The sequence below is a fragment of the Lapillicoccus sp. genome (assembly GCF_025353065.1).
Lineage (GTDB): Bacteria > Actinomycetota > Actinomycetes > Actinomycetales > Dermatophilaceae > Lapillicoccus.
Genome location: NZ_JANXRJ010000227.1, coordinates 1 through 3370 on the forward strand (window position 1 = coordinate 1; position 3370 = coordinate 3370).

The 3370-nt window shown below is 73.3% G+C and carries 5 protein-coding genes; 1 reads left to right on the forward strand and 4 read right to left on the reverse strand.

What is annotated here, in order from left to right; all coding sequences use genetic code 11:
- Positions 1–415: zinc-binding dehydrogenase (locus Q0R63_RS17340; RefSeq protein WP_295700058.1), on the forward strand; the 415-nt coding region annotated here is incomplete at its 5' end.
- 340 nt (positions 416–755) lie between these two features.
- On the opposite strand, the gene Q0R63_RS17345 is transcribed toward Q0R63_RS17340, so the two are convergent.
- The 4 genes from Q0R63_RS17345 to Q0R63_RS17360 all read right to left on the reverse strand — a co-directional run.
- Entirely contained in the window at positions 756–1673 is a 918-nt protein-coding gene (locus tag Q0R63_RS17345) for a hypothetical protein (RefSeq protein ID WP_295700060.1), read from the reverse strand.
- 92 nt (positions 1674–1765) lie between these two features.
- The gene (locus Q0R63_RS17350) at positions 1766–2440 is read right to left on the reverse strand and encodes a methylated-DNA--[protein]-cysteine S-methyltransferase (RefSeq protein WP_295700062.1); all 675 of its coding nucleotides are present in this window, start codon (positions 2438–2440) and stop codon (positions 1766–1768) included.
- A complete protein-coding gene (locus Q0R63_RS17355; RefSeq protein ID WP_295700064.1) occupies positions 2437–2949 on the reverse strand; it encodes a sigma-70 family RNA polymerase sigma factor in 513 nt (170 codons plus the stop codon). The genes Q0R63_RS17350 and Q0R63_RS17355 overlap by 4 nt, the downstream gene beginning before the upstream one ends.
- A 53-nt stretch (positions 2950–3002) precedes the next feature.
- On the reverse strand, positions 3003–3370 hold a 368-nt coding region (locus Q0R63_RS17360), incomplete at its 5' end, for a methylated-DNA--[protein]-cysteine S-methyltransferase (protein WP_295700067.1).

The window sequence follows — 3370 nt, forward strand, 5'->3', positions numbered from 1 at the left end:
CTACCGCGAGGGCGACACGGCCGCCGCGATCCGCGCCGTCGCGCACGCGGGTGTCGACATCATCGTCGAGGTCGCGCCCGCTGCCAACCTGCCGCTCGACCTCGCGGTCATCAGGCCCAGGGGGACCATCGCCATCTACGCCAACAACGGTGGCGACGAGGTGACCCTGCGGGTGCGCGACACCTTCTCGACCAACGCACGCTTCCAGTGGGTGCTGCTCTACACCGTCGGCGACGAGGCGCTGCAGGCCGCGGCCGAGGACATCGCGGCCGCCATCACCGACGGCGCGTTCGGCGTCGGCGAGGAGCACGGTCTCCCCCTGCACCACTTCCCCCTCGAGCAGACGGCGGCCGCCCACGCCGCCGTCGAGTCGGGCGTCGTCGGCAAGGTCCTGATCGACGTGGGCGAGGCCTGACGCCGCTGGGGCTCGGGTGCGGCCGGGCTCGGCCGGGGAGTGTGTCCGGTCCCGGCCGTGGCCGCTTCCGGGCAACCGCGCGGAGAGTTCGCCCGAACGGTCGCGAGTGTTGCGTTCAGGCCCTAGGGTGGCAACAACGCGCCTCCGTCCCACGCAGACGGAGGCCCTCCAGCCTGATACCCGGAGATCGAGTTCCCGGTTCCCTCCGGCTGGCCCTGATCGCGGCGCCCATGGCGAGACCCCCCGAGCCGTCGTGGGCGCCGCTCCACCCCGGCCAGACCGTCGGCCCACGGTCCGTCGAACGGGACGAACTCGAGTCACGTGCGGGGCGGTGCGCGGGTCAGGCGGCTTGTGCCCGTTTGACGGAGATGCGCCGACGCTTGGCCGGGCGCGACTTGCGCACCTGGACGAGACCCTCGAGCATCCGCGTCACCCATGGCTGCTCGAACATCACGTGCTCCCAGGCGAAACGGTGCAGCAACCAGTCCTGGATGACGATCTCGTCGTAACGCTTGGCGTCGACGGCCAGCTGCCGACGTGCCCCGTGGGACTCGAAGCTGTCGGCCTCGAGCGCGATCCGCGGCTCCTCGTCGCCGAGGTCGACCCGAGCGAAGAAGCCGTCGCCCTCGATCTCGACCTGGGGACGCACCCGGAGGCCGGTGACCCCGAGGGCGATCGCGCGGAGCACCGACTCGAAGGGGTTGGCCGCCTCCTGCGAGGCCTCGCGCGCCACGCGACGCGCGGCGGGGCCTCCCCGAGACATGGCGGCCGCGGCGTCCTCGAGCTCGGTCCTGGTCACGGTGCCGCTACGCAGGGCCGAGTCGGCGACAGCGAGGGCCTCGTCGAACGGCAGCATCACGGCGCAGTCGAGGACCGTCTGCACCGGGCCGGTCACGCACCCGTCGACCACGTCGTCCGGAGGAAGGGTCCGCCAGCTGATCTGGCTGGCCTTCTGGTCGGCCGGCGGGACGTTGCGGTTGCGAGGAACGGTGATCATCGGACGCGCTGGCGCCGTCTTCATGGACCACCCCCAGTGCGCGGCGGCCGTGAGGTGCGAGGCGACCCCGGTCATCCGGTTGGCGGCGGCGCGACCGTCCTCGGCCACGGGCAAGGAGTATCGACCCCGGCCATCCTGGCGGATGGCGCCCTCACGCAGCGCGACGCGCAGGGCGTGCCTCGAGGACGCGTCGACGAGGACCGCGGAGGAGGCGGCTCCTCCGTGCTGCCGCAGGGCCACCAGCACTCGCTCATCGGTCATGAGGACCAGCCTGTCGGAGTCCGGGGTCCCCTCCGAGTTCTCCACAGGTCATTCGGACGGGACGAAGTCACTCTTGAGGGCCCGGTCAGGGGTCAGACAGGGGGATCGTCCCGTCCGACTGGTGCGGCCTGCACGCGGACCGGGCCCGCGGCGGCCGTCTCGAGGTCGAGAAGGGTCCGTTTGGCCTCGGAACCGCCGCGGTAACGGCCCATCGTCCCGTCCGAGCGGACGACCCGGTGACAGGGGACGACAACCGGGATGGGGTTCGTGGCGCAGGCCGTCCCGACCGCGCGGACGGCTCGCGGGCTGCCGGCGAGGGTGGCCAGGGCGGCATACGTCGCGGTGTGGCCGTAGTCGACGCCGGTCGCCAGGTGGGTGAGGACGCTGCGCCGGAAGCCCGAGGACAGCTGCCAGTCGAGCGGCACGTCGAAGGTGCGCCGGCGCCCCGCGAAGTACTCGTCGAGCTGGCGCGCCACGGCGTCGAGGCGTGCCGGGGCGTGCAGCACCCGCGGGCTGATCCGGTCGGACAGCTCCTGGAGCACGCGGTCCTCTCCCTCGCCGTCGAAGGCGACGCGCACCAGGCCGCCGTCGGTCGCGGCGAGCAGCAACCGGCCGACGGGGGTGTCGAGGTCGCGGTAGGCGACGTCGAGCAGGTCCTCGGTGGACGCGCGGGCAGCGAGGCTGGCCCGCAGCCGGGTCAGGTCGTCGGTCGACGCGGGGACCGCGTCACGCAAGGAGACCCGAGCCGGGTCGACGGCGTGGGTCATGGTGTGGCCCCGTCCTCGTCGGCGAGCCCGGGGTAGGTGCGGCGCAGGGTGGCCATCCCGTCGGCGGCCGCTCGCCGCACGGCATCCGGACGGCGCCCGACGAGCTCCGCGACCTCGGCGTGAGTGAGGCCGGCGAGGTAGCGGTAGGCGACGGCCTCGCGTTGGCGCGGTGGGAGGGCGGCGACCGCGGCAACGAGGTCGAGGTCGCGGTCGTTCGCGGAAGCAGCCGTGTGCCGTCTCTCCGGGATCTCGGCGACGGGGATGGCGCGCCGGGCGGTGGCCCGCGTGACGTCGATGGCCTTGCGGTGGGCGATGGTCACGAGCCACGCCTCGAGGTTGGCGTCGGCCGGGAGCGCGGGGTAGGCGCGCAGAGCCGAGAGGAAGGTCTCCGACCAGGCGTCGTCCGCGTCGACCGGGCCGAGGACCGCGCGGCATACCCGCAGGACCGTCGCCCCGTGGGTGGCGACGACGGTCTCGAAGGGGAGCTTGACGGGCGGGGGGTCGGGCACGGGTGGGCGTCCTCGGGTCGTGCGTCTGGCGGCGTCATCCGACGGGTTGCTGTCTACCAGAGGGTCGGGTCGACCGAGCGGCTCACCGACGTGGCACCCGGCACGAGGACACCCTCGAGCGTGAGCAGCGCGGTCTTCCGCTCGAGCCCACCGGCATACCCGGTCAGGGTGCCTTTCTCGCCGACGACCCGGTGGCAGGGCACGAGGATCGAGACGGGGTTGTGGCCGACGCAGTGGCCGACCGCCCGGGCGTGCGCGGCGGTGGTGCCGATCTCTGCGGCGATCCAGCCGTAGGTCCGTGTTGCGCCGAAGGGGATCTGGCGCAGGAGGCTCCACACCTGCTGCTGGAACGGCGTGCCGACGAGGTGGAGGGGCACGTCGAAGTCGCGCCGCTCGCCGGCGAAGTAGCCGGCCAGCTGGG